Annotated in this window: 26 protein-coding genes; 13 read left to right on the top strand and 13 right to left on the bottom strand. The window is 60.2% G+C overall.

Annotation, left to right across the window (positions count from 1 at the left end; genetic code table 11):
- Positions 1-114 precede the first annotated feature (114 nt).
- On the top strand, positions 115-1,290 hold the full coding sequence (locus ACQY5P_RS01360) for a sensor histidine kinase (RefSeq protein WP_428409044.1): 1,176 nt from the start codon (positions 115-117) through the stop codon (positions 1,288-1,290).
- Between the two features lie 5 nt (positions 1,291-1,295).
- The gene (locus ACQY5P_RS01355; RefSeq protein ID WP_428409043.1) at positions 1,296-2,111 is read left to right on the top strand and encodes a LytR/AlgR family response regulator transcription factor; all 816 of its coding nucleotides are present in this window, start codon (positions 1,296-1,298) and stop codon (positions 2,109-2,111) included.
- Here ACQY5P_RS01355 and mobA read toward each other — a convergent pair.
- Positions 2,108-2,665 carry a molybdenum cofactor guanylyltransferase gene (gene mobA / locus ACQY5P_RS01350; protein WP_428410619.1) on the bottom strand — a complete coding sequence of 186 codons (558 nt, stop codon included), beginning with the start codon at positions 2,663-2,665 and terminating at the stop codon, positions 2,108-2,110. The genes ACQY5P_RS01355 and mobA overlap by 4 nt on opposite strands.
- Before the next feature lie 68 nt (positions 2,666-2,733).
- Here mobA and ACQY5P_RS01345 point away from each other — a divergent pair, with 68 nt between their 5' ends.
- Positions 2,734-3,495 carry a sulfite exporter TauE/SafE family protein gene (locus ACQY5P_RS01345; RefSeq protein WP_428409042.1) on the top strand — a complete coding sequence of 254 codons (762 nt, stop codon included), beginning with the start codon at positions 2,734-2,736 and terminating at the stop codon, positions 3,493-3,495.
- On the opposite strand, the gene ACQY5P_RS01340 is transcribed toward ACQY5P_RS01345, so the two are convergent.
- The 12 genes from ACQY5P_RS01340 to ACQY5P_RS01285 all read right to left on the bottom strand — a co-directional run bounded on the left by ACQY5P_RS01340 (position 3,492) and on the right by ACQY5P_RS01285 (position 16,186).
- Positions 3,492-4,667, bottom strand: a complete 1,176-nt coding sequence (locus ACQY5P_RS01340; protein ID WP_428409041.1) for a molybdopterin molybdotransferase MoeA — start codon at positions 4,665-4,667, stop codon at positions 3,492-3,494. The genes ACQY5P_RS01345 and ACQY5P_RS01340 overlap by 4 nt on opposite strands.
- 4 nt (positions 4,668-4,671) lie before the next feature.
- Complete coding sequence (gene moaC / locus ACQY5P_RS01335) at positions 4,672-5,103, bottom strand: cyclic pyranopterin monophosphate synthase MoaC (protein WP_428410618.1); 432 nt, start codon at positions 5,101-5,103, stop codon at positions 4,672-4,674.
- Between the two features lie 60 nt (positions 5,104-5,163).
- Positions 5,164-5,694 (bottom strand): molybdenum cofactor biosynthesis protein B, encoded by a 531-nt coding sequence (gene moaB, locus ACQY5P_RS01330; RefSeq protein ID WP_428409040.1) that lies wholly within the window; start codon positions 5,692-5,694, stop codon positions 5,164-5,166.
- Positions 5,694-6,149 (bottom strand): molybdenum cofactor biosynthesis protein MoaE, encoded by a 456-nt coding sequence (locus ACQY5P_RS01325; RefSeq protein WP_428409039.1) that lies wholly within the window; start codon positions 6,147-6,149, stop codon positions 5,694-5,696. Before ACQY5P_RS01325 ends, moaB begins: the two co-directional genes overlap by 1 nt.
- 4 nt (positions 6,150-6,153) lie before the next feature.
- A complete protein-coding gene (locus ACQY5P_RS01320) occupies positions 6,154-6,405 on the bottom strand; it encodes a MoaD/ThiS family protein (RefSeq protein WP_428409038.1) in 252 nt (83 codons plus the stop codon).
- Positions 6,406-6,407: 2 nt separating this feature from the next.
- The gene (moaA, locus tag ACQY5P_RS01315; protein ID WP_428409037.1) at positions 6,408-7,406 is read right to left on the bottom strand and encodes a GTP 3',8-cyclase MoaA; all 999 of its coding nucleotides are present in this window, start codon (positions 7,404-7,406) and stop codon (positions 6,408-6,410) included.
- A 46-nt stretch (positions 7,407-7,452) separates the two neighbouring features.
- Positions 7,453-9,153: a formate--tetrahydrofolate ligase gene (locus ACQY5P_RS01310; protein ID WP_428409036.1), complete on the bottom strand. Its 1,701-nt coding sequence runs from the start codon at positions 9,151-9,153 to the stop codon at positions 7,453-7,455.
- A gap of 57 nt (positions 9,154-9,210) precedes the next feature.
- Positions 9,211-9,999: a formate dehydrogenase accessory sulfurtransferase FdhD gene (gene fdhD, locus ACQY5P_RS01305; protein WP_428409035.1), complete on the bottom strand. Its 789-nt coding sequence runs from the start codon at positions 9,997-9,999 to the stop codon at positions 9,211-9,213.
- Between the two features lie 3 nt (positions 10,000-10,002).
- Positions 10,003-12,855: a formate dehydrogenase subunit alpha gene (gene fdhF, locus ACQY5P_RS01300; RefSeq protein ID WP_428409034.1), complete on the bottom strand. Its 2,853-nt coding sequence runs from the start codon at positions 12,853-12,855 to the stop codon at positions 10,003-10,005.
- Positions 12,856-12,865: 10 nt separating this feature from the next.
- Positions 12,866-14,422, bottom strand: a complete 1,557-nt coding sequence (locus tag ACQY5P_RS01295) for a formate dehydrogenase beta subunit (protein ID WP_428409033.1) — start codon at positions 14,420-14,422, stop codon at positions 12,866-12,868.
- On the bottom strand, positions 14,419-14,892 hold the full coding sequence (locus tag ACQY5P_RS01290) for an NAD(P)H-dependent oxidoreductase subunit E (protein WP_428409032.1): 474 nt from the start codon (positions 14,890-14,892) through the stop codon (positions 14,419-14,421). Before ACQY5P_RS01290 ends, ACQY5P_RS01295 begins: the two co-directional genes overlap by 4 nt.
- 97 nt (positions 14,893-14,989) lie before the next feature.
- Complete coding sequence (locus tag ACQY5P_RS01285) at positions 14,990-16,186, bottom strand: LysR family transcriptional regulator (protein ID WP_428409031.1); 1,197 nt, start codon at positions 16,184-16,186, stop codon at positions 14,990-14,992.
- A 126-nt stretch (positions 16,187-16,312) separates the two neighbouring features.
- Here ACQY5P_RS01285 and ACQY5P_RS01280 point away from each other — a divergent pair, with 126 nt between their 5' ends.
- The 10 genes from ACQY5P_RS01280 (at position 16,313) to ACQY5P_RS01235 (ending at position 25,809) form a co-directional block, all read left to right on the top strand.
- Positions 16,313-17,014, top strand: a complete 702-nt coding sequence (locus tag ACQY5P_RS01280; protein WP_428409030.1) for a 4-carboxy-4-hydroxy-2-oxoadipate aldolase/oxaloacetate decarboxylase — start codon at positions 16,313-16,315, stop codon at positions 17,012-17,014.
- Positions 17,008-18,102: a 4-oxalomesaconate tautomerase gene (locus tag ACQY5P_RS01275; RefSeq protein WP_428410617.1), complete on the top strand. Its 1,095-nt coding sequence runs from the start codon at positions 17,008-17,010 to the stop codon at positions 18,100-18,102. The genes ACQY5P_RS01280 and ACQY5P_RS01275 overlap by 7 nt, the downstream gene beginning before the upstream one ends.
- Entirely contained in the window at positions 18,099-18,980 is an 882-nt protein-coding gene (locus ACQY5P_RS01270) for a DUF1932 domain-containing protein (protein ID WP_428409028.1), read from the top strand. The genes ACQY5P_RS01275 and ACQY5P_RS01270 overlap by 4 nt, the downstream gene beginning before the upstream one ends.
- A complete protein-coding gene (locus ACQY5P_RS01265; protein ID WP_428410616.1) occupies positions 18,980-20,002 on the top strand; it encodes an amidohydrolase family protein in 1,023 nt (340 codons plus the stop codon). Before ACQY5P_RS01270 ends, ACQY5P_RS01265 begins: the two co-directional genes overlap by 1 nt.
- Before the next feature lie 6 nt (positions 20,003-20,008).
- On the top strand, positions 20,009-20,923 hold the full coding sequence (locus ACQY5P_RS01260; protein WP_428409027.1) for an amidohydrolase family protein: 915 nt from the start codon (positions 20,009-20,011) through the stop codon (positions 20,921-20,923).
- Positions 20,920-21,327, top strand: coding sequence for a protocatechuate 4,5-dioxygenase subunit alpha (gene ligA, locus ACQY5P_RS01255; protein ID WP_428409026.1), 408 nt, complete (start codon positions 20,920-20,922; stop codon positions 21,325-21,327). Before ACQY5P_RS01260 ends, ligA begins: the two co-directional genes overlap by 4 nt.
- A 4-nt stretch (positions 21,328-21,331) precedes the next feature.
- Positions 21,332-22,180, top strand: a complete 849-nt coding sequence (locus ACQY5P_RS01250; RefSeq protein WP_428409025.1) for a class III extradiol dioxygenase subunit beta — start codon at positions 21,332-21,334, stop codon at positions 22,178-22,180.
- Between the two features lie 23 nt (positions 22,181-22,203).
- Positions 22,204-23,154: a Gfo/Idh/MocA family oxidoreductase gene (locus ACQY5P_RS01245; protein ID WP_428409024.1), complete on the top strand. Its 951-nt coding sequence runs from the start codon at positions 22,204-22,206 to the stop codon at positions 23,152-23,154.
- A 26-nt stretch (positions 23,155-23,180) separates the two neighbouring features.
- Complete coding sequence (locus ACQY5P_RS01240; RefSeq protein ID WP_428409023.1) at positions 23,181-24,182, top strand: aldo/keto reductase; 1,002 nt, start codon at positions 23,181-23,183, stop codon at positions 24,180-24,182.
- A 196-nt stretch (positions 24,183-24,378) separates the two neighbouring features.
- Complete coding sequence (locus ACQY5P_RS01235) at positions 24,379-25,809, top strand: aldehyde dehydrogenase family protein (RefSeq protein ID WP_428409022.1); 1,431 nt, start codon at positions 24,379-24,381, stop codon at positions 25,807-25,809.

Raw genomic sequence — 25,809 nt, 5'->3', positions numbered from 1 at the left:
GCCGCCTTTCCGGCCTGCTACACTCATCGCACCAAAGGAGCGCTTCGCCGCAGCGCGCTTGGCGCGCGCAAAAGGACACGCCATTTTCCCATGAACAGGCCTGAGACCGTAAAAATGAGCACTATTCCAGTCGATGCGCCCCATGCAGGGCCGTTTATCGCCGAGCAGGGGCGCTCGCGCGAGTGGATGAACTGGATCTTCGCCGACAAGGCGCGGATGTTCTGGATTCTTCAGATCGCGGGCTGGCTCGGCTTTTTCGCCCTTCATATCTTGAGCGTCTCAACCTTCGTCGCCGGACGCTCTTCGGATTCGCTCCTCTATTCCGTCGCTTCCTCGCTGATCGGGTTCCTCACTACCAGCATTCTTGCGCGTCCCATATACCGTTTCGCGCGCCGGCAAGGACCAGCGCTGCTGCTCATTATCGTTCTGACTTCGACCATTCTCATGGCCGTCGCCATGTCGGCCATGAAGGCGCAGACTTTCGGTTATCTCTTCGGCAATGGCTGGATGGATTTGCGCGGCGCGAGCCTCGGCACGACCAATTATCTCCTGCTGATCGTGCCGGACCTGCCGGTGAACCTCTTCCTCCTCGGCTCCTGGGCGGGATTTTATTTCGGCATCAACTATTATCTGAAGCTCAGAAGCGAGATGGAGCGCGCGATCTTTTCCGCCCGCCTCGCCGATCAGGCGCAGCTCAAGATGCTGCGCTACCAGTTGAACCCGCATTTTCTTTTCAACACGCTGAATGCGATCTCGACGCTGGTGCTCGAGCAGGACGGCAAACAGGCGAACTCGATGCTGACGCAGTTGTCGGCCTTCCTGCGCTATTCCCTCGATAACGATCCGCTTCAAAAGACGACGCTCGCCGAGGAAGTGCGCGCGCTGGAGCTTTATCTCACCATCGAAAAGACGCGATTCGCCGACCGGCTGACTGTCGTCTTCGATATCGACGAAGATACAAAGAGCGCCTATGTGCCGTCGCTCATCCTCCAGCCCGCCATCGAAAACGCCATCAAATACGCGATCGCCCAGATGGAGTCTGGCGGCGAAATCCGCATCACTGCGCATCGCGAAGGCGGCATGCTGGCGCTCACCGTCTGCGACAACGGCCCGAACGCGCCGGAAGATCCGAACGCGCTTCTCGACAATGTCAAAACCGGCGTCGGCCTCGTCAATATGCGCGACCGCCTCGCCTATCTTTATCAAAACCGGGCGCAATTTCAGTTGCGTCATGTGGAGCCGCAGGGAATGTGCGTCGCCTTGCGCATTCCATTTGAAACACGGGGATAAGACTAATGAGCGATGAAAAAATCCGCGTCATTCTGGTTGACGACGAACCGCTTGCGCTCAGGGGGCTGAAGCTGCGCCTGCAGAACTATCCGGAGGTTGAGATTATCGGCGAATGCGCCAATGGCCGCGAAGCAGTGAAGGAGATCAAGGCGCAAAACCCCGATCTCGTTTTCCTCGACATCCAGATGCCGGGGCTCGACGGCTTCGGCGTCGTCCGCGCCATGATCGGCGCGCCCGCGCCCTTGTTCATCTTCGTCACGGCCTATGACAAATACGCCATCGATGCGTTCGAGGCGAACGCGCTCGACTATATCGTGAAGCCGGTGGAGGAGGAGCGCCTCAACGACGCCCTGCACCGCGCCCGCGAGGCCCTCAAAAGCAAGGCCGCGGCGAACCGGGAGTCGAAGCTTATCGAAATGCTCGCCTCTCTTTCCGACGATGACCGCGACCGCATCAAGGAGCTGATCAACGATCCCGAATGGACCGACAAGCAACGCTATCCGGAGCGGCTTTCCTTCAAGGACGGCTCAAAAGTCGTCATGCTGGACGCCGACGAAATCGAATGGATCGACGCCGCGGGCGACTACATGTGCATCCATGCGGGCGGCAAGACCCATATCATCCGCGAAACCATGAAAGCGCTGCAGACACGGCTCGATCCCGCGCGCTTCCAGCGCATCCACCGTTCCGCCATCGTCAATGTGAAACGGGTGAAGGAACTGCATCCGCATTCCAATGGCGAGTATTTCCTGATCCTCGACAATGGCGCGGAACTGAAGCTCTCGCGTTCCTACAAGGATGTGGTGGCGCGGTTTCTCTAACGGCGCAAAAGCGCCTCGGCGCGTGCGAGATCTTCGGGTGTGTTAACGTTCAAGAACGCATTCACATCATCGAACGCCACCCGCGCGGCATGCATACTGTCCGCAAGCTCTTTTAGCGGAAACCCATAGCCCTCCGCCGCCGTAGAAAGCGCAGCATGCAACGCGTCACAGCGCCAATAGCCGAAAGTGGGATGCGGCTCCTTCCCATGAACCGCGACGGCGGAGTCGATGCCGCCAGACAGACGTACAAAAAGATCGCCCGGAAGGAACGGTCCGTCCGCCGGGACAGACAGAAACCCATCCGCTTCGGGTTCATTCTCTTCAATCCAACGAAGCGCCGCCCAAAGGCCCGCCGCCGGGCCGCGCGGACCATCATCCCTGTCGGCCACAGCCGTCAGTTCTGTCCCATAATCATGGCCCCCTGAAATCAGAATCCGGTCCGTCTGCGGACGAAGCCGCGCCAGCACATGATCGATCAGGCGCCGCCCGCCGAGCAACAGCTTCCCCTTATCCGCGCCGCCCATGCGCCGCCCCCCGCCGCCTGAAAGGATCACGGCGATGCGGGGTCTTTTATTCTGCTGCGCCACAGCCTAAACCTGACAACTTAAATCTCCTGAAAATCATGCCTTTATACCTGATCTTCTTATTCTTTATCACAGCGGCGCTGTATGCGTCGGTCGGGTTCGGCGGCGGCTCCACCTATAACGCGCTGCTCGTCCTGTCCGGGGCCGACTATCGCATCCTCCCGGCAATCGCGCTTTGCTGCAACATCATCGTCGTCGCCGGCGGAACCTATGCCTTCATGCGCAGCGGCAATTTGCGGTTCAGGCGCATCGCGCCCTTCCTCATCACATCGATTCCGGCCGCATGGGCGGGCGGACGCATTCCGGTTTCCGAAACAGTCTTCATCGGCGCGCTCGGTTTTTCCCTGCTAGCAGCGGGCTTGCATCTGGCGCTCGACCGCAACCGCGACCTCGACGGCGACATGAAACCGGCGGCGGCTTGGCTCGCCTGGATCGTCGGCGGCGGCATTGGGTTTCTCTCCGGCCTTGTGGGCATTGGCGGCGGCATTTTTCTCGCGCCGGTGCTCTATCTCATCCGCTGGGGCCGCCCGAAAGAAATCGCCGGCGCCTGCAGCGTCTTCATCCTTGCAAACTCGCTTTCCGGTCTGGCGGGTCAGCTCATGAAGCTCGGCGACATGCAGGCGTTGTCCATGATCGGCGATTACTGGATGCTGTTCCCGGCGGTCTTCATCGGCGGACAGATCGGTTCGCGCATGGCGAATGTGGGCCTGTCGAGCCTCGCCATCAAACGCCTCACCGCCGTTCTCATTCTCTATGTCAGCGCGCGGCTGCTCCTACGCTGGCACGGGATGGTGTTCTAGCGCAGGCGAACGAACTCGACGTCGTCGCCGTCTCGCAAAGCTGGCGCGTTCACAGGACGCCGGATCAGCGCATTGGCGGCTGCGAAGGGAAGCAGCAGCGAGCTGTCCTGATTTGGAGAGGGCGCGATGGCGCCGTCCTTCTCCTGCGCACGCAAATAGGATTCGCGCCCGCCATTCGCCTCCACCGGCGCGGTCAGCCGCGCTTTCAAAAACGGCGCGGACCATGCTTCGCCCGCAAGACGCCGAACCAGCGGCTGAACGAACAAGGCGGCCGTCACGATCGCAGACGCCGGATTGCCCGGCAGACCGATGACTCTCGCATCGTCCAGCCTTCCGCACCATGTGGGTTTGCCGGGGCGCACGGCGACTTTCGCAAAGCGGATTTCGCCGCCTTCTTTCGCAAACGCCGATTTCACATAGTCATAGTCGCCGACCGACGCGCCGCCCACGGGGATGATGACGTCCGCCTCTGCGCCGCGGCGGAAAAAGTCGCGAATATCGTCTTCGCTGTCGGGCGCGCAGCCGAGATAGACCGCCTCCCCGCCCCAGCTCCGGATCATGGCGCAAAGGGCGTAATGGTTGGAATTGATGATCTCGCCCGGGGCCAGTTCCGCGCCCGGCTCTTTCAGTTCGTCGCCATTGGAAAAGATCGCGACTTTCGGCCGGCGGCATACGGAGACCTCCGCAATATTCGCCGCGGCGAAAAGCGCCCCGTGAATCTCATGCAGCCTGTCGCCCTTTTTTGCGAGAATGTCGCCATGCCTGAAATCGATCCCTGCCGCACGAATGTTGCGCGGCGATTCTTGCGCGTCTTTGACAGCGATGATGTCACCCTCGCGCGTGACATCCTCCTGAATGACCACATGGTCGGCGCCGTCCGGGACCGCGCCCCCGGTGAAGATGCGGACCGCCTCGCCCTTGGCGATTTTTCCCTTGAAGGGATTGCCCGCCGGCGCCTCGCCAATGACGCGCAATTGCGCGCCCACAGCCACATCGTCAAAGCGCACCGCATAGCCGTCCATGGCCGACGCTGCGAAAGGCGGCTGGGTCATCTGCGCCTTGACGTCCTCAGCGGCAATCCGGCCCGGAAGGTCCGACAGTCCCGTTCGCTCGGCGCCGAGCGGACCCGCGCCTTCCAGAACCGCCGCGATCGCTTCCTCGACGCTCAACATGCAATCACCGTTTGAAGTCGCCCGATTTGCCGCCGGATTTCTCGATCAGCTTCACGTCCTCGATCACCATGGATTTATCGACCGCTTTCGCCATGTCGTAAATGGTGAGGCACGAGGTCATCACGGCGGTCAGCGCCTCCATCTCGACGCCCGTCTTTCCGGTCGTCTTCACTTCCGCCGTCACCACAAGAGCATGCGCGTTATCGTCGGGCTCGACTTTTACGTTGAGCCCGGTAATCGGAAGCGGGTGGCACAGCGGGATAAGGTCGCTAGTGCGTTTGGCGCCCATAATTCCGGCGAGTTCCGCGACGCTCGCCACATCACCCTTTTTGACGCCGCCGGATCGCACGGTCTTGTAGCTCTCCGCCGAAAAAACGACTCGGCCGCTCGCAACGGCGCGGCGTTCGGTTTCGGACTTCGCCGAAACATCGACCATGCGCGCCCGGCCTTTTTCGTCGAAATGGGTGAGATCTTTTGGCACTTATTTTTCCGTCAGCTATTTTTCAGTCAGTCGGGGCATGAGTTCGACGAGATTGCAAGGCTTGTGACGGGAATCGAGCTGATAGGAAATGACCTTGTCCCAGCCGTCTTTCACGGCGCCGTTAGAGCCCGGGAGGCAGAAAATAAACGTGCCTTTGGCGAGGCCGCCGCAAGCGCGCGACTGCAGCGTCGAAAGACCGACGCTCTGAAAACTCACCTGGTGAAAGATCACCGAAAAGCCTTCGATCTCTTTTTCGAAAAGCGGGCGCACCGCCTCGACCGTCACGTCCCTGCCCGTCAGTCCCGTGCCGCCGGTGGAGATGATCACGTCCACTTCCGGGTCGTCGATCCAACCGGTAACGACGGCGCGAATCTTTTCTATGTCGTCGCGAACGAGGTCGCGCGCCGCAAGCTGGTGCCCCGCCGCTTCGATCCGCTGCTGCAAAAGATCGCCTGACGTGTCGTTCTCGCTGGTGCGCGTATCGCTCACGGTCAGCACTGCTGCGCGCACGGGCTTGAATTCCAGCTCTTCATTAATTCCGTGCATCAGTCGTCCTTACGCCAGCGTGCGGCGTCCTTATAGTCCGCATCGCGCGGTTCGATCCACGCCTCTCCGCCATCACGCAGTTCCTTTTTCCAGAACATGGCTTCGGTCTTCAGATAATCCATCAGGAAATCCGCCGCCTCGAATGCGTCGCGACGATGGGCGCTCGCGACGCAGACCATCACGATGGGCTCGCCGGCCTTCATCTCGCCCACGCGATGGATAATGAGCGCATCGTCAATCGTCCAGCGCCGGCGCGCCTCCGCTTCGATGTCCGTAATGGAGCGTTCGGTGACACCGGGATAATGTTCAAGATAGAGCGCCCGGACGTCTTCACCGTCCGCCAAATCGCGCACCTTGCCGAGAAAGCTGACGACGGCGCCGGCGCCTTGCGCGCTTTTCTCAAAGGCCGAAAGCTCCGCGCCCGGATCGAAGGACTCTTCGCTGACACGGATCATGTCTTCAGCCGCCGCTTACGGGCGGAAGAAACGCGATCTCGTCTTCATCGCCGATGGCAGCGTTTCGGGCTGACACCATTTCATTGACGATGAACCGCACGGACTTTTCGTTGAGGGCCGCTCCAAGGGACGCCTCCTCGGCGCTCAGCACGTTGACCAGATCGCCGACGGTTTGCGTCTCGGCGCCCAGCCGCATGTCGCGGGTTCGCCCGCCGGCGGCCTCGGCCAGTTTTCCGAAAAAAAGGATGCGCGCCATGGTCAGCCTCCTGTGACGGACATATGCCGTCCAACAGCAGGCGCAGCACCCCGTTCCGAGATGTCGAAGCCGTGGCGCTCGGGTTTTTGCAGCATGGCGCGGTCGAGGGCGGCATTGAGCGCTTCTTCGGGATCATCCCCGCGCAACGCAGCGCGCAGATCGATCTTGTCGCCATGGCCGAGGCACATATAGATCTCGCCAGTGCAGGTGACGCGCACCCGATTGCACCCGGCGCAGAAATTATTGGTGAGCGGCGTGATAAGGCCGAGAATACCGCCGGTCTCTTCGACTTTGACATAGCGCGCCGGGCCGCCGGTTTTCATCTCAAGCGGCGACAAAGTCCATTTCGCGGCGAGCCTGTCCTGAACGGCCGTCAGCGGCAGATATTGATCGACGCGGTCTTCCTCAATCTCGCCCAGCGGCATCACTTCGATCAGGGTGAGACCCATGCCGCGGCCATGGGCCCATTCGATCATCGCCGGAATTTCTTGTTCATTGACGCCTTTCAGCGCCACGGTGTTGATCTTCACCTTGAGACCGGCGGCCTGCGCCGCATCAAGACCACGCAGCACTTCCGAAAGCCGATTGCGGCGGGTGAGCTTTTCAAACTTCACGTCATCGAGCGTATCGAGCGACACGTTGATGCGCCGGACGCCGAGCGAGGCCAGAACATCGGCATGATGGAAAAGCTGCGTGCCGTTCGTGGTCAAGGTGAGTTCGTCGAAGTCGCCTTTTTCGAGGCGCCGCCCGAGCCGAGCCATCAACGTCATGATGTCCCGGCGCACCAGAGGCTCGCCGCCGGTAATGCGGATTTTCTTGACGCCGCGGTCGATGAAAGCGCCGGCGAGCTGCTCCAGTTCTTCGAGGCTCAGCACATCCCGCTTGGGGAGGAATTTCATCTCCTCCGCCATGCAATAGGTGCAGCGCAGATCGCACCTGTCCGTCACCGAAAGGCGCAGATAGGTGATCTGGCGGCCGAATGTATCCCGAAGCGCTTCCATGAGGTTAAGCTACCATGTGGGGCGTCCGGCGAGCAATTCCAGCCCTTTAGGCAAGCCCCACGATCTGGCCGTTCTTGTCGAGGCCGATTTCGAGGGCCGCCGGCTTTTTCGGCAAGCCGGGCATGGTCATGATGTCGCCGCAGACCGCAACGACGAAGCCCGCGCCGGCGGAAAGCCGCGCCTCGCGCACTTCAAGCGTATGTCCCGACGGCGCGCCGAGATTGGTAGGGTCGGTCGAGAAGCTGTATTGGGTCTTGGCGATGCACACAGGAACGTGACCGAAGCCGAGCTTTTCGAATTCCTTGAGGCTCGATGCCGCGGCGGAAGACAGCGAAATCCCTGCGGCGCCGTAAATCTCCTTCGCAACGGTTTCGATCTTTTTCGCGAGCGGCAAGTCGTCCGGATAGAGGAGCTTGCCCTCGCCGCGGCCCTTGTCGAGTTCAGCCTTTACGGCGGTCGCCAGTTCGACGGCGCCCTTGCCGCCTTCCGCCCAGTGCTTCGAGAGCGCGACTTTAACGCCGAGCTCCTCGCCAAGCTTCTTGATGACCGCGACTTCTTCATCCGTGTCGTGAACGAAGTGGTTGATCGCGACGACCGGATTGAGCCCGAATTTTTTGAGATTGGTGATGTGGCGGCGGAGATTGACCGAGCCTTTCTCGACCGCGCCGGCGTTCGGCGCGCCGAGATCGGCCTTGGCGACGCCGCCCTGCATCTTGAGCGCGCGCACCGTCGCGACAACGACCACGGCGTCCGGCCAGAGGCCTGACTGGCGGCATTTGATGTCGAGGAATTTCTCCGCGCCGAGATCGGCCCCGAAGCCCGCTTCGGTCACCACTACATCGGCGAGTTTCAGCGCGGTCTTCGTCGCCATCACTGAGTTGCAGCCATGGGCGATGTTCGCAAACGGCCCGCCATGGATGAAGGCCGGGTTGTGTTCGATAGTCTGAACTAGGTTCGGCTGCAGCGCGTCTTTCAGCAGCACCGCCATGGCGCCGTCGGCGCCGATGTCGCCCGCCGTCACCGGCGATTTGTCGCCGCGGCGCGCAACGATGATTTTGCTCAGACGCTCGCGGAGATCTTCGATGTCATTGGCGAGGCAGAGAATCGCCATGACTTCCGAGGCCACGGTGATGTCGAAACCGTTTTCGCGCGGCACGCCATTCGCGGGCCCGCCGAGACCGATGACGATGTTCCTGAGCGCGCGGTCGTTCATGTCGACGACGCGGCGGAAAACGACGCGGCGCGGATCGATATTCTGTTCGTTGCCCCAGTAGATGTGATTGTCGATCATCGCCGCGAGCAGCGAATGCGCCGAGGTGATCGCATGGAAATCGCCGTTGAAGTGAAGGTTGATGTCCTCCATCGGAATGACCTGCGCGCGTCCGCCGCCAGCGGCGCCGCCCTTCATCCCGAAACAGGGTCCGAGCGACGGTTCGCGCAGGCACACCATGGCGTTGACGCCGATCTGGTTGAGGCCGTCGGTGACGCCGACGCTGGTCGTCGTCTTGCCCTCGCCCGCCGGGGTCGGCGTGATCGCGGTGACGAGCACCAGCTTGCCGTCTTTGCGGTCTTTCACGGAATTGATGTAATCGAGGGAGACCTTCGCCTTATGATGGCCATAAGGGACCAGCGCTTCCGGCGGCACGCCGAGGCGCTTTTCCGCGAGCGGCAGGATGGGGTCCATCTTCGCGGCGCGGGCGATCTCGATATCCGGCGCGCCCGGCGCGGGCAAATTGTCTTGCGTCATGCGATTTCAGCCGGTTTTCCGGCCCTCCCTTTTTGAGATTGTATGTATAGCATACATTTATGGGGCGGCGCGAACAAAAGTCTTTCCGTCTCGGCAATAGAGGGTGATGTTCGCCTCCTTAGCTTTTGCGATTGCGAAGGAGGTGGGGCCGGAAACGCTGGCCACAGCCTCGACGCCCACTCTCGCGCATTTTTCTATAATTTCATAGGAACAGCGGCTCGACATCAGGACGAAACCGGAAGCGACATCCGCCTTCTCGCGCGCCAGGGCGCCGATCAGTTTATCGAGCGCGTTATGGCGTCCCACATCCTCTCGCACCATTGCAATGGCGCCGTCCCGGGCCGCCCAGGCGGCGCCGTGAACGGTTTTCGTCGCTTCGTTCAAAGGCTGATGCGCACGCAGATCGCCCAGCGCGCGGGTCAACGACTCCATCGGAATGTCGGCGGGCGTTTCCGCGACTTTCGGCAGCGTTTCAAAAAACGTCTCGGCGTTTTCAAGACCGCAGACGCCGCAGCCGGCGCGGCCTACCAAGTTGCGCCGCTGCTGACGAATATCGAGACGTTCAAGTCTTTCCGGCGCAATGGAGATGTGGAGTTCTACGCCCCGCATGCTCTGATGAATGTCGACCGCGCTGATCTCATCTACTTCATCGACGACGCGTTCGGTCAGCGAAAACCCGACCGCGAAATCCTCCATGTCGGCGGGCGTCGCCAGCATGACTGCGTAGTTGCGCCTGTTGTAGACAAAGGCGACTGGCGTTTCGGTCGGGACGCGCCATGTCCCGCCCGTGATGCTCGTTTCACGGTCAAGAGGCGGCGCTTCGCCGAACCTGCGAAAGACGGTCACACGCTATTCCGCTGGCTCCACCACGCCATCCGTCAGGATGCGGCGAAGGGCGGGCGTTGTCGCTTCATATTCTTCCTGCCACGGCGACTTGTGGTTCGCCGGCGCAACCTCGACCGCCGTCACCTTATATTCGGGGCAGCTGGTGGCCCAGTCGGAATTTTCCGTCGTCACCACATTCGCGCCCGTCTCCGGATGGTGGAAGGTCGTATAGACAACGCCCGGCGCCATGCGGTCCGAAACCAGCGCCTTCAGCGTGATCTCGCCCTTGCGGCTGCGGATCGACACCCAGTGCCCGGTCTGGACGCCGCGCGCCTCCGCGTCGGAAGGATGGATTTCCAGGACGTCTTCGGCGTGCCAGTCGGAGTTGAAGGTGCGCCGGGTCTGCGCGCCCACATTATACTGCGACAGGATGCGGCCAGTCGTGAGGATGAGCGGGAACTTGCGGTTCGTCTTCTCAGTGGTCGGCACATATTCCGTGACGACGAAGAGGCCTTTGCCGCGCACGAAGCCGTCGATATGCATGATCGGCGTGCCATCCGGCGCCGCGTCGTTGCAGGGCCACTGCACGCTGCCGCGCTCATCGAGCATCTTGTGCGACACATGGGTGAAGGTCGGCGTTAGCTCGGCGATCTCGTCCATGATCTCGGCGGCGTTCTGATAATTCATTTCCGTATAGCCGAGCGCATTGGTCAGCATCTGCGTCGCTTCCCATTCCTGAATGCCGGTCTGGGATCGCATGGCCGGGCGCACGCGATTGATGCGGCGCTCGGCGTTGATGAAACAGCCGTCTTTTTCAAGGAAAGACGTGCCCGGGAAAAACACATGGGCGAAACGCGCCGTCTCGTTGAGGAAGAGATCCTGAACGATGATGCAGTCCATGGCTTTCAGCGCCGCTTCCACATGGAGCGTGTTGGGGTCGGACTGGGCGATGTCTTCGCCCTGCACATAAAGCCCCTTGTAGTTTCCGGCGATGGCCTCGTCGAACATGTTCGGAATGCGGTAGCCCGGCTCCGCATCCTGCGGACGGCCCCAGGCCTTTTCAAAAAGCTCACGCGTCGCATCGTCGGAGACGTGGCGATAGGCGGAAAACTCGTGCGGGAACGAACCCATGTCGCACGAGCCCTGCACGTTGTTCTGGCCGCGCAGCGGGTTCACGCCGACGCCGCGGACGCCGATATTGCCGGTCGCCATGGCGAGGTTCGCCATGCCCATGACCATGGTCGAACCTTGGCTGTGTTCGGTGACGCCGAGGCCGTAATAGATCGCGGCCTTGCCGCCGGTCGCATAGAGCCGCGCCGCAGAGCGGATATCTTCGGCCGGCACGCTAGTGACTTTCGAGACTTCTTCCGGCGAGTTTTCAGGCTGTTTCACGAAGTCGAGCCATTCGCGGAAGGATTCGAGATCGCAGCGCTCCTTGATGAAGGCTTCGTCAATCAGACCTTCGACCGCCGCCACATGGGCGAAGGCGTTGACCATGGCGACGTTCGTGCCCGGCAGGAGCGGCAGGTGATGGGCCGCCTCGATATGGGGCGTCCGGACAAGGTCGATGGCGCGCGGATCGATAATGATCAGTTTGGCGCCCTGACGGAGACGACGTTTCATCTGCGAGGCGAAGACAGGATGCGCGTCAGTCGGGTTGGCGCCGATGATGAGAATGACATCGGACTCTTCGACGCTGTCGAAATCCTGCGTTCCCGCAGAGGTGCCGAAAGTCTGCTTAAGGCCGTAGCCGGTCGGCGAGTGACAGACGCGCGCGCAAGTATCGATATTGTTGTTGCCGAAAGCGGTGCGGACCATTTTGACGACCGCCCAGACCTCTTCGATGGTGCAGCGGGAGGAGGAAATGGCGCCGATCGATTTGCGGCCGTATTTCTCCTGCGTCGCTTTCAGTTTCTTCGCGGCGAAGTCGACCGCTTCCTGCCAGCTCACTTCCCGCCAGGGATCGGTGATCTTTTCGCGGATCATGGGGCTCGTGATGCGATCCTTGTGAGTCGCATAGCCCCAGGCGAAACGGCCTTTCACGCAAGAATGGCCGTGATTGGCCTTGCCGTCCTTATAAGGCGTCATGCGGATCACCTGATCGCCCTTGAGCTCAGCCTTGAAGGAGCAGCCAACGCCGCAATAGGCGCAAGTCGTCAGCACCGTGCGGTCGGGAACGCCATGATCGACGACGGATTTCTCCTGAAGCGTCGCCGTGGGACAGGCCTGCACGCAGGCGCCGCAGGAGACGCATTCGGAATCGAAGAAATTGGCGCCGCCGACCGCAACGCGAGACTTGAAGCCCCGCCCCTCAATGGTCAGCGCCAGCGTTCCCTGGACTTCGTCGCAGGCCCTGACGCAGCGTGAGCAAACGATGCATTTCGATGGGTCGTATTCGAAATACGGATTGGAAACGTCCTTCGTCAGCTTGGTGTGGTTCTCGCCTTCATAGCCGTAGCGCACTTCGCGCAGACCCACGGCGCCCGCCATGTCCTGAAGTTCGCAATCGCCATTGTCGGAACAGGTGAGGCAGTCGAGCGGGTGATCGGAGATGTAAAGCTCCATCACGCCGCGGCGGAGTTTCGCGAGCCTGTCCGTCTGGGTGCGGATCTTCATGCCGTCGCGGACGGGCGTGGTGCAGGACGCAGGCGTGCCTTTGACGCCATCGATTTCAACGAGACAGAGGCGGCAAGAGCCGAAGGACTTCACCATGTCGGTGGCGCACAGTTTCGGTATGGAGATGCCGATGTTCTGCGCGGCGCGCATGACGCTTGAGCCTTCTTCGACTTCCACATTGAAGCCGTCTATCTCCACCGTGACCTTTTTATCGGTCTTCGGTTTCGGGGTGCCGTAGTCCGTTTCTTTCAAGAGGGCCATGATCGCCTTCCTATTCCGCCGCCGCTTTGGCGGGTTTGATCCCGAAGTCTTCCGGGAAATGTTTCACTGCGCTTAAAACCGGGATCGGCGTCATGCCGCCCATGGCGCAAAGCGAGCCGTCCACCATCAATTCGCACAGGTCGTTCAGGACCGTGAGATTCTTGTCGCGGTCGGCGCCCGCCTTGATGCGGTCCATGGTTTCGACGCCGCGTACCGAGCCGATCCGGCAGGGCGTGCACTTGCCGCAGGATTCCTCAACGCAGAACTCAAAAGCGTAGCGGGCCTGCTCCAGCAAATTGACGCTGTCATCATACACCACAAGACCGCCGTGACCAACGCCAGCGCCATTGGCGGCCATGGTTTCGTAATCCATTTTGAGATCGAAAAGGCGGGGCGGCAGATAGGCGCCAAGCGGCCCGCCGATCTGCACGGCGCGGACGGGTTTGCCGGTAAAGGTGCCGCCGCCGATCACTTCCACGAGATCGCGCAAGGTGACGCCGAAAGCGGTCTCGTAAAGCCCGCCCTGCTTTACGTTGCCGGCGATCTGAAACGGCATGGTGCCGGTCGACTTGCCCATGCCGTAATCGCGATAGAATTGGGCGCCTTTCTCAAGGATCGCCGGAACCGAGCAAAGCGAGATGACGTTGTGTACCAGAGTCGGCTTGCCGAAGAGGCCTTCGAGCGCCGGCAGCGGCGGCTTTGCGCGCACTTCGCCGCGTTTTCCTTCGAGGCTGTTCAGCAGCGACGTCTCTTCGCCGCAGATATAGGCGCCGGCGCCCATGAAGACTTCAATATCGAATGCTTTGCCCGAACCGCGCACATCAGCGCCGAGAAGACCGGCCTTGCGGGCATTCGCAATCGCTTCATTCAGAACACGCGCGGCGATGGGATATTCCGAACGCAGATAGATGAAACCTTTGGTCGCGCCGACGGCGATCCCGGCGATGGTCGTGCCTTCGATCAGGGTGAAAGGATCGCCCTCCATGATCATCCGGTCAGCGAAGGTGCCGCTGTCGCCTTCGTCGGCGTTGACGACAATGTACTTTTGGTCCGCGTTTGCGCCCGCAACCGTCTTCCACTTGATGCCCGCGGGGAAGCCTGCGCCGCCGCGGCCGCGCAGGCCCGACTGCATCACTTCCTCGCAGATCGCGGCGCCGTCCATCTTGAGCGCTTTGCCGAGCCCCGCATAACCGCCATGGGCTTCATAATCGGAAACGGAAACAGGATCGGTCACGCCGCAACGCGCAAAGATGAGGCGTGTCTGGTTTTTGAAAAACGGAATTTCTTCGACAGGCCCGACGCATTTCTCATGATTGCCGCCGCCCGTCACCGCATCGAGAAGCGCCGCTGCTTGCGTCTCATCAACCGGCCCATAGCCGATGCGCTTGCCGTCTTTTTCAACTTCCACAAGCGGTTCGAGCCAGTGCATGCCGCGCGAGCCCGTGCGCACGATCGTCAGGTCGAGTTTTCGCTTCGACGCTTCCGCTTTCAACACATCGACAAGATCATCGGCGCCCATGGCGACCGCAGCGGAATCAAGCGGAACAAAAAGTTTCAGCGCGCTCATGAGACGCTCTCCTTTTTGGCTCGCTCGACCTTAGCGCGCTCCACGGCTTTTTCGATTTTTCCGGTATCCGCCATGCCCACAAGACGGCCATCCACCATCGCCGCCGGCCCCGTCGAACAAAGGCCCAGGCAATAGACCGGCTCCAGCGTCAGATCTTTCGATGCGCTCGTCTCGCCCATTTTCAACGCGTATTTCTTTTCAACGGCGGCGATGAAGTCGCGCCCGCCAGCGGCCTGGCACGCTTCCGCCGCGCAAAGCCGCACGACGGTTTTGCCCTGAGGCTCGCGTTTGAAGTCGTGATAAAAACTGATGACGCCTTTCACTTCCGCGCGCGTCAGATTGAAAACGCGCGCCGCCTCGGCTTCCGTTTCCTCCGGCAAATAGCCGTGCACCCGCTGCACTTCGTGCAATGCGGAAATCAGTCCGCCGGTGCGGCCGACAAACGGTTCAATCAGGCTGGCAAGGGTCACGCAGGTCTTGTCTCGTAGCTACGGGGTTGAGTCGTAACATAAATTCTTGAAAGCCCCTTATCAATGCGGGCACAAGGGTTGTCGGATTTGCGAAGCCTCACCCGACCGTTTCTTGCGCCTTGCGTTTTATCTCCGCCAGCAGCGCGGCTTGCGCCTCGGTGGGGCGCCAGTTTCGCCGCATGGTTAACCCAATGGTGCGGACGACTTTGCTCACCGGGTGCGGCCGCGAGATAAGCATTTTCGCCGCCTTTTCATACCGGATTTGCTCATCGGACAAAAGCATCAGCCGGTCCGAATTCATCAAGATGACGCGCGCGGCGCTAAGGGAGTTACACTCAATAACATCCTCAGGCGGCGGCGCGTTCAGGGCTCTAAACATCGCGTCGAAGTGAACGCGCAGAGGCGAGGTCGCCCGCGGCGCAATCCAGGGAAAAGACATCAGCAGCATTCCATCAAGGATCTCTTCCGCGGCGGGATGGCCAGCGCGCATCACGATCGATAAGGAATCGTCGAACAGGGATTGTTCAACCACATCTTTCAGCGCGGGGTTTTCCCGCAAGGCGCCAACCAGCAGATCCGCCTCGCCGCGCCGCAACGCAATCAGCAGGTCTTCATAGGCGCCGTCGATAATCGAGACCTTGTGATCTTCATGCGTCGCGGAAAACGCCGCGACGGCGGCTGGAACCAGATGGGCGCGCGCCAGCGGCATGGCCCCAATGACGGTTCCGCCCGCTTCATGGCCTTTAGCTCCGGCGATTTCCGCCGCCGCCTGACGCAACTCGGAAAAGGCGAGACCCGCCTTCAAGGCAAGGAGTTCCGCCTGTTTCGTCGGCCGCACGCCATGGCTCGTCCTTTCAAACAACGTCACCTTGAGCGCTTTTTCGAGATCCTTGGCGGCGCGGTGGACCGTCGGCGCGGCGTAGCCTTCGGCGCGCGCGGCGCCAGAGAAGCCGCCATGGCGGACAATGCTGACAAGGGTTTCAAGACGGCGCGCCGACATCGCCCGCAGAACCTGCTCAGGATTGGCCTTCAGGCCGGCCGCTTCTTTTAAACCTTCAGTCAAAAGCCCAATGGCTACCGACCCGCGCGACCGAAGCATTTCTCCTTCCGCCGTAGCGGCGATGCGATCACCCCTACGCGCCGTCAGATCGGCGCCGTAATGCTCGCCGAGGCCTTTCAGCGCTTGGCTCGCGGCGGGCTGGGTCAACCCCAGGGCCGCAGCGGCCCTGGTCACGGAGCCGCGCTCAATGACGTCGAGAAAAACCTGTAGGTGCCAAAGATTGGGCGGATGCATGGGGCCGGCCTAAATTATTGCCATTAGCATTTTCTTATACCTGTGGCTGATTTTCAATTGGATTTTCTGGCCTCCTTGGGTGCATCTCATGATCCCATAAGGCAAAGAATAATCAGGGAGCGGCCCATGGGCGTTGTCGTCACCAACATCAAGCGCACAGACAAAGCGGTGGTCGACGCCTTCGCCGAGGGACGGATCGGGGTCGCCACCGTGCATGAGGCGCAGGGCCGCAAAGGCCTCCTCGCCGCAGACATCAATCCCATCTATAAAGGCGCGCATGTGGCCGGCACGGCCATCACCATTTCCGCCCCTCCCTGCGACAACTGGATGATCCATGTCGCTGTCGAACAATGCGAGCCCGGCGACGTTCTGGTGCTGGCGCCGACCTCTTATTCCGACGCCGGTTACTTCGGCGACCTTCTCGCGACGTCGCTGAAGGCCCGCGGCGTCAAGGCGCTGATTATCGACGCCGGCGTTCGCGACACGAAAGACCTGACGGAAATGGGCTTCCCGGTCTGGTCGAAATGCGTTTTTAGCCAGGGCACGGTGAAAGAAACGCTGGGCGATGTGAACATTCCAGTCGTCTGTGCGGGCGCGCTAGTCAATCCGGGTGATCTCATCATTGCCGACGATGACGGCGTCGTTGTCGTCACTAAGGAAGAAGCGGCCGACGTTCTGAAGAAATCGCAGGAGCGTGAAGCGAACGAAGAGTCGAAACGCCAGCGTCTCGCCGCCGGCGAACTCGGTCTCGACATCTACAAGATGCGCGAACGTCTCGCGGAACGCGGCCTTAAATATATCGATCAGAAAGACTGGCTGAAATCATGATGACCGCGATCCCTTCGACCCTGATGCGCGGGGGCACCTCGAAGGGTCTTTATTTCAATGCTAAAGATCTGCCCGCAAACGAGGCGCTGCGGGACAAGGTTCTGCTCGCCGCCATGGGCTCGCCCGACATACGCCAGATCGATGGCGTCGGCGGCGCGCATCCCCTGACCAGCAAGGTTGCGATCATGTCGCCTCCGTCGCGCGACGATGCGGACATCGATTACCTTTTCCTGCAAGTCGTCGTAGATAAGGCGGAAGTCTCCACAAGCCAGAACTGCGGCAACATTCTTGCTGCTGTCGGCCCGTGGGCTATTGAGAACGGTTTTGTGGAAACGCAAGACGGCGTCACTTCCGTTCGTATTCACATGGTCAATACTGCCTCCATCGCGGTCGCTCATGTGCAGACCCCGCGCGGACAAGTGGAATATGAGGGCGAAGCGCGCATTGACGGCGTTCCCGGAACCGCAGCCGCCATTCCCATCGACTTTCTCGATGTCGCCGGGTCGAGCTGCGGCGCGCTTTTGCCCACCGGCAACATTATCGACGAAGTGGATGGCGTTGAACTCACATGTGTAGACAACGGCATGCCCGTGGTCGTCTTACGCGCGTCGGATTTCGGTCTCTCCGGCGCCGAAAGCCCCGCTGACCTTGAGTCGAATGATGACCTCAAGAAGCGTATCGAAAGCATTCGGCTTCAGATCGGTCCGAAAATGAATCTCGGCGACGTCGAGAAAAAGACCGTGCCGAAGATGACGCTGATCTCAGCGCCGCAATCGGGCGGCGTCGTCAACACACGCAGCTTCATTCCTCATCGCGTGCATGAAGCCATCGGCGTCCTTGGCGCGGTGAGCGTCGCGACCGCCTGCATGCTGCCGGGATCGGTCGCAGACGGCGTCGCGCATGTTTCCGCCAGCGAGGGCGAGCAGCGTCTTGAGATCGAACATCCCACCGGTTTTTTCACCGTCGACATGGATGTCGAGGTGAAAAATGGCGACGTCAACGTCAAACGCTCGGCTTTGTTGCGCACGGCGCGCAAACTGATGCGCGGCGAGGTTTACATTCCCTCCAAGGTCTGGGACGGCCAATGAGCGGAACGCCAGCCATATGCCTGATCGGCTTCGGCGAGGTGGGCCAGATTCTCGCCGCCGACCTCGCGCAGAAAGGCGCGAGCCTCTCGGTTTGGGACATTCTTTTCGACGGCGATGACAACGCTGCGTCAAAGGCGGCGGGCTCCATCCGCAAAGGAAAAAACGCCGAAGACGCGGCGGCAAACGCCGACATCATAATCTCCGCGGTCACGGCAGCGCAGACGATGAACGCCGCCGAAAGCGTCGCCGGATCGCTGAAACCAGGAGCAGTCTATCTTGATCTCAATTCCGCCTCGCCGGGTGTGAAGGCGAAAGCCGCAGACCTCATCAACAAGGCGGGCGGCGCCTATGTTGAAGCCGCAGTCATGTCGCCCATCGGACCGAAGCGCGTCGCCTGCCCCATGCTGTTCGGCGGACCGCACGCCGAAGCCTTTATCCCCATCGCCCGCGATCTGGGGTTTGCGGGCGCGCAAGTCTTCTCCATGGCTTACGGCAAGGCGTCCGCCGCCAAAATGTGCCGCAGCGTCGTCGTCAAAGGCGTCGAGGCGCTGTTGACGGAATCGCTTCTTTCCGCGCGCCATTACGGCGTCGAGGAAACGGTCGTCGCGTCGCTTTCCGATCTCTTTCCCGGACCCAACTGGGAAAAGCTTGCCGTCTACATGGTTTCGCGCGCCCTTGAGCACGGGAAACGCCGCGCCGAGGAGATGCGCGAAGTCGCCAGAACCGTTGAGGATACCGGTCTTTCTCCCCTGATGAGTTTGGCCTGCGCCGAGCGACAGGATCGTTCGGCCGCCTTCGCCTATGCCTTGGCCGAAGCTGCGCTGCCTCAGATGCTTGACGCAATCCTTAACGGCGCAAGCCCGGAGCGACCCTTATGATGATTATTGACTGTCACGGACATCAGACCATCGTGCCGAAGGCGCATACGGATTTCCGAGCCGCGCAGAAAGCGCGGCTGAAAGATCCGTCGCTGCCAAAACCCATGCAGCCGGAAATGAGCGATGACGAAATCGCAGAAGGCATCGAAACGAACCAGTTGAAGCTCATCAAGGAGCGCGGCGGGGATATGACCATCTTCTCTCCGCGCGCCTCCGCCATGGAGCCCCATGTGGGCGACGCCGAGACGGCGCTCGAATGGTCCATCGCCTGCAACAACCTCATCCACCGGGTGACGCAGCTTTACCCCGACAATTTCATCGGCGTCTGCATGCTGCCGCAAATACCGGGCGGAGCGCTCGACAACTCGATTGCAGAGGTCGAGCGCTGCGTAAAAGAACTGGGTTTCATCGGCTGCAATTTAAATCCCGACCCGTCAGGGGGGCACTGGAATGCGCCGCCGCTCACCGACAAATACTGGTATCCGATTTACGAAAAGCTGGTGGAGCTTGAAATCCCGGCGATGATCCATGTGTCGGGATCGTGCAATCCGGCGTTTCACGCCACCGGCTCCTACTACATCGCCGCCGATACCAACGCCTTCATGCAGTTCATCCAGGGCGATCTCTTCAAGGATTTCCCGGAGCTGAAACTCGTCATCCCCCATGGCGGCGGCGCCGTTCCTTATCACTGGGGGCGCTATCGCGGCCTCGCTGACATGTTAAAACAGCCGCCGGTCGAAACCCATGTGATGAAGAACGTCTATTTCGACACTTGCGTCTATCACCAGCCGGGCATCGATCTTCTGTTCGAGGTGATCGAGATCGAAAACATTCTGTTCGGGTCGGAGATGGTTGGCGCGGTGCGCGGCATCGACCCGCAAACGGGCCATTATTTCGACGACACCAAGCGATATGTGGACAATTTGGGTTTGTCGAAGGATGACCTATATAAAGTCTACGAGGGCAATGCGCGACGCGTTTATCCGCGTCTAGACAAATTTCTGAAGGCGAAAGGCAAGTAACGCCTCATGAGCGCGGCGAGCGAAATATTTGAGAAAACGCCCGGCTGGCTCGACTGGTTCCAAGGCCCGTCGAAGCCGAAATTCACGCCGCCGCCGGGCGCCGTTGACGCGCACTGCCATGTCTTCGGGCCAGGCCATGAATTCCCCTTCGCGCCGGAGCGCAAATACACGCCCTGCGACGCCTCCAAGCATCAGCTTTACGCCTTGCGCGATCATCTCGGTTTTTCGCGCAATGTGCTGGTGCAGGCGACTTGCCACGGCGCCGACAACCGCGCGACCATGGACGCGGTGATGAGCTCCGGCGGCAAAGCGAAGGGCATCGCTTCCGTCAAACCTTCTGTCAGCGATGAAGAGCTGGAGCTTCTCAACGCCAACGGGATCAAGGGCATTCGCTTTAACTTCGTGAAGCGGCTCGTCGATCCCTTGCCGCCGGCTGTGCTCGCGAAGCTTGTTGAGCGCATCAACCGTTTCGGCTGGCACATCGTCATTTATTTCGAAGCGCCGGAACTGCCCGAGCTTTACGACTTCATCTCAAATATCAATACGATCGTTGTTGTCGACCATATGGGACGACCGGATGTGACGAAGGATGTTGACGGACTGGAGTTCTCGCTTTTCCAGAAGCTCATGGAAGAAAACGATCACATCTGGTCGAAGGTGACCTGTCCCGAACGCCTGTCGCAATCTGGCCCTCCCACTTATGACGATTTCGTTCCTTTCGCGCAGCGTATCGTCGAACGCTTTCCCGACCGCGTGCTCTGGGGCACAGACTGGCCGCACCCGAATTTGAAATCCCACATGCCTGACGACGCTTGGCTCGTCGACATGATCCCGCGCATTGCGCCGACCCAAACGCTTCAGCAAAAACTTCTCGTCGACAATCCCATGCGGCTCTACTGGCCGGAGGAGACAACTCAGTGAAACAGAATATCCATGAATATCTCGCCGAATTTGACGATATTCCCGGCACGCGGGTTTACACGACATCGCGCGCGCGTAAGGGCTATTGGGTGAACCAGTTCGCCATGAGCCTGATGAAAGACGAAAACCGCAAGGCGTGGCTCGCCGACGAAAAGAAATATCTCGAAGGCTGGCCAAAGCTGACGGACGAACAGAAGCAGGCGTTGCTCGATCGCGATTACGACAAGCTGCTCGACCTCGGCGGCAATATCTACTTTCTCGCGAAGGTCTTCTCGACAGACGGGCAGTCCTATCTTCAGGCGGTTTCCACCATGACCGGCATGAGCCAGGAAGATTACAGAAACATGATGCTCTCCGGCGGGCGCTCGCCCGAAGGCCTGCGCTCCAAGAAGAAAGGTTACTAGTTTCATGGCCCGTATTACTGCAGGCGTCACGTCCAGCCACGTCCCCGCCATCGGCGCGGCGATCGATCTCGGCAAGACGGGAGAAGATTACTGGGTGCCAGCCTTCGCCGGTTTCGACTGGACGAAGGAATGGATCATGAAGCCGGAGAACAAGCCGGATGTGGTGATCCTCGTCTATAACGATCACGCCTCTGCGTTCGACATGAATCTCATTCCGACTTTCGCCATCGGCTGCGCGGATGAATTCCAGCCGGCGGACGAAGGCTGGGGGCCGCGTCCCGTGCCGGTCGTCAAGAATCACGCCGATCTCGCCTGGCATATCGCGCAAAGCTGTATTCTCGACGAGTTCGACATGACCATCATCAACAAGATGGATGTGGACCACGGCCTCACCGTTCCTTTGTCGCTGATGTTTGGCGACGTGAAGGAATGGCCCTGCAAGGTGGTGCCGCTCGCGGTGAATGTCGTCACCTATCCGCCGCCGTCCGGCAATCGCTGCTACAATCTTGGGCGTGCGATTCGCGACGCGGTCGAGAGCTTCCCCGAAGATCTGAAAGTTCAGATCTGGGGAACGGGCGGCATGAGCCACCAGCTTCAGGGCACGCGCGCAGGTCTCATCAACAAGGAATGGGACACGGCGTTTCTCGACGACCTGACAAAAAATCCAGAGCGTTTGAGAAAGATGCCCCACATCGAATATCTGCGCGAAGCGGGCTCGGAAGGCATTGAGCTTGTCATGTGGCTGATTATGCGCGGCGCGCTTGGCGACAATGTGAAGGAACTGCATCGGCATTATCATGTTGCCGCATCGAACACCGCGCTCGGGCATATTGTGCTCGAACCTGTAGAATAGACGCAACAGAAAGGACCGAAACGATGAAAGTTGTGCTCGCCGGCGCCGGCGCCTTCGGCCTCAAACATCTCGACGGGATCAAAAATATCGACGGCGTAGAGGTCGTCTCCGTCGTCGGCCGCAGATTGGAGCCGACGCAGAAAGTCGCTGACGATTACGGCATCCCGCACGCCTGCACCGATCTTGCTGAGGCGCTCGCCCAGCCGGGCGTCGACGCTGCGATCCTCTGCACGCCGACGCAGATGCACGCAGAACAGGCGATCCAGTGCATGGACGCCGGCAAGCATGTGCAAGTCGAAATTCCCCTCGCCGATTCATGGGCCGACGCCGAAGCGGTGATGAAAAAACAGAAAGAAACCGGCCTCGTCTGCATGGTCGGCCACACGCGCCGGTTCAACCCGTCGCACCAATGGGTCCATAAAAAGATTACCGCGGGCGATCTCTCCATCCAGCAAATGGATGTGCAGACCTATTTCTTCCGCCGCAAGAACATGAACGCCAAGGGCGAGCCGCGTTCCTGGACCGATCACCTGCTCTGGCACCATGCAGCGCATACGGTCGATCTCTTCCAGTATCAGACCGGTGAGAAGGTTGTCGTCGCCAACGCCATTCAAGGGCCGATCCACCCGGAACTCGGAATCGCCATGGACATGTCGATCCAGTTGAAATCGGAAAAGGGCAAAATCCTGACGCTGTCTCTGTCGTTCAACAATGACGGGCCGCTCGGCACCTTCTTCCGCTATATCTGCGACAACGGCACCTATATCGCCCGGTACGACGATCTCGTGAACGGCAAGGAAGAGCCGATCGATGTCTCGAAAGTCGATGTCTCCATGAACGGCATCGAACTTCAGGATCGCGAATTCTTCGCCGCCATCAAGGAAGGGCGCGAGCCGAATTCCAGCGTCGCGCAGGTGCTGCCCTGCTACAAGACGCTTTACGATCTTGAGGAGAGCCTCAACGCGCAAGGATAAGCCGCAGTACAAGCAAGGATATCGCCGTGACGACGAAAAACCGCCGCCTCGCAGGACGCGCCGTCAATCCTATCGGGCTTGGCTGTATGAATTTGAGCCATGCCTACGGCCACCCCCCTTCGCCTGAAGATGGTGTGAAGCTGCTTCATAAAGCCATCGACCTTGGAGTCGATCACTTCGACACGGCGGCGCTTTACGGTTTCGGCAAGAACGAAGAGCTCGTCGGCCCCGCGCTCAAACCCTATCGCAACGATATTCTGCTTGCGAGCAAATGCGGCATGCAAGGGATCGACGGAAAGCGCGTCATTGACGGCCGGCCGGAAACCTTGCGCAAAACCCTTGAAGACTCGCTGCGCCGTCTGCAAACCGACCGGATCGACCTCTGGTATCTGCACCGCTACGACAAGCTGAACAATATTCCTATCGAGGAGAGCGTCGGCGAAATGGCGCGTATGATCGATGCGGGAAAAGTCCGCGCCATCGGCCTCTCCGAGGTTTCGGCGGAAACGCTGCGCAAGGCGCAAAAGGTTTATCCCATCGCCGCCGTTCAATCCGAATATTCACTATGGTCGCGCAACGCCGAAATCGGCATTATCGACGCTTGCGCGGAGCTTGGAGCCGCCTTTGTCGCGTTTTCGCCTGTGGCGCGCGGTTTTCTCACGGGCGCTAATCTCGATCCCGATAATTTTGCAGAAAAGGACATTCGCCGGGGGATGCCGCGTTTTCAGCACCCGCATTTTGAAAAGAATGCAGAGCTGCTCCCGGCTTTTCGCAGTATAGCAAAGGAGGCCGACTGCACGCCGGCGCAACTTGCTATCGCCTGGACGCTGCACAAGGCGCCGCACATTCACGCCATTCCCGGAACGACCTCGCTTTCCCATCTTGAAGAAAATCTGGCCGCGAGCGCCGTCTCCTTGAGCGAGGATACGCTCTCTAAAGTCGAAGCGCTTATCAATCAGGAAACGGTTTCCGGGCCGCGTTACCCGGCCGGAACGCAAGCTGAAATCGACACGGAAGAATTCGCCTGAACCGCTCAGGTAAGCCAATAAATTAAGGCAGTTTCTCACCGGAAGCCGAGTTCGGCTCCTGCCGCGAGCCCCTTCCCTGCCAGTGGCGCGGGAAACGGCCGTAACCGCCTTTCTTCCAAGACAATTGAAGAGCCGGCGCAGACCTATTGCGGGCCCGGACAGGAAGGCGCTAAGCGCTTTGCAGGAGCGGCAGGGAATGCGCAATTACACAAAATTTTATATCGGCGGCGAATGGGTCGACCCGAAAGGAATCAAACCGCTAGACGTCATCAATCCGGCTACGGAAAAACCCGTTGGAAAAATCACCCTTGGCGCGCCGGAAGATGTGAATGAGGCGGTAAAGGCGGCGCGCAAGGCCTTTGAAAGCTGGAGTCAGACGGGCATTGACGACCGCATCGCCATGGTGATGAAAATCGCCGAGATTTATAAAAAGCGCGCTGGGGAGATTGGCGCGGCCATCTCGGAAGAGATGGGCGCCCCCGTTTGGCTCGCCGGCGGCCCGCAGGCCATGTCCGTCCTCGGTCATTTGATGACCTCCGTCGAGGCGATGAAAACTTTCAAATTTGAAGAGGACATAGGCGGCAGCCGGGTTGTGAAAGAGCCAATCGGCGTCTGCGGCTTCATCACGCCCTGGAACTGGCCCATGAACCAGCTTGCGGCGAAATTCGCGCCGGCGGTGCTGACGGGATGCACCATCGTTCACAAGCCTTCGGAGATTGCGCCCTTCTCCTCCTATCTCTTCGCAGAAGTCGTACACGAGGCCGGCCTTCCCGCCGGCGTTTATAACCTCGTCAATGGCGACGGGCCGACCGTCGGCGCGACGATCTCGTCCCATCCCGGCGTCGATATGGTGTCTTTCACGGGCTCGACCCGGGCCGGCGTCGAAGTCGCCAAGGCGGCGGCGTCAAGCGTCAAACGCGTTCATCAGGAGTTGGGCGGCAAATCGCCGAACATCATTTTGGAAGACGCCGATCTTGGGCCCGCTGTCGCCGGCTCTATCGCAACGCTGATGATGAATTCCGGCCAATCCTGCCTCGCGCCGACGCGCATGATCGCGCCGAAATCGAAAATGAAAGAGATCATCGACCTCGCCGCGCAAGCCGTTGCGGACTGGACGCCAGGCGATCCGGCGACGGCGAAAATGGGACCGGTCGTTTCCGAGTCTCAATGGAACAAAATTCAGGGCCTCATCGAAAAAGGCGTTGCGGAGGGCGCAACCCTCGTCACCGGCGGGCCGGGCAAGCCGGAAGGTCTTGAAACCGGCTACTATGTAAAGCCCACGATCTTCGCCGACGTCACCAATGACATGACCATCGCCCGAGAGGAAATCTTCGGGCCGGTGCTCGTCATCATCGGCTACGACACGGAAGAAGAAGCGGTCAGGATCGCCAACGACACCGAATACGGTCTCGCAGGCTATGTGCAGAGCGGCGATATCGACCATGCGCGCAAGGTCGCGTCGAAAATCCGCGCGGGCTACATCAACATCAACAATTCCCAGATGGATTTTTCCGTGCCCTTTGGGGGCTACAAACGCTCAGGCAACGGCCGCGAGTTCGGCGCGCACGCTTTCGACGAGTTTCTCGAACTGAAGTCCATGCTCGGCTATAACCCCGCGGCGGCTTGA

The organism is Hyphococcus sp., assembly GCF_965267305.1.
GTDB lineage: Bacteria > Pseudomonadota > Alphaproteobacteria > Caulobacterales > Parvularculaceae > Hyphococcus.
This window is presented reverse-complemented; position numbering and strand designations above follow the sequence as displayed.